Origin of the sequence: Mesorhizobium sp. M4B.F.Ca.ET.143.01.1.1 (genome assembly GCF_004792275.1) — a bacterium.
GTDB lineage: Bacteria > Pseudomonadota > Alphaproteobacteria > Rhizobiales > Rhizobiaceae > Mesorhizobium > Mesorhizobium abyssinicae.
Map to the genome: position 1 here is coordinate 1 of NZ_SRSR01000194.1, position 338 is coordinate 338.

Here is a 338-nt window from a genome sequence, read left to right on the forward strand (position 1 = left end):
CCGAGGTGACGGTGCCTGCCAGTATCTCCTGCTCGCTCGAAGGGCCCGACCAGGGCAAGAAGATATCCGACTGGGTGGCAATGGGCATCAGGCGCGTCGATAACAAGGCATTTCAGGCAAGCGAGATGAAGGCCGAAAGCTCTCTGCTCATGCCTGCAGGACGCAGCGGCCCAGCCTTTCTCGTCACGCCGAATTTCTATGTGATCAAGCAATACAACAACAGCGACCTCTACGGCCTGTTCATCGGGCATGCCGCCGAACGTATCGCCAAGGGCGACGCCACCTTCGTTGGCGGCTGGGGCCCGGTCGGCGACTTGCACCGCTCCGACATCGCCGCC

The 338-nt window shown here is 61.8% G+C and carries 1 protein-coding gene; it reads left to right on the plus strand.

All coding sequences use genetic code 11. The features are described from left to right. A partial coding sequence (locus EN786_RS36590) for a lytic murein transglycosylase (protein ID WP_189524390.1) occupies positions 1-338 on the plus strand: 338 nt, incomplete at both ends.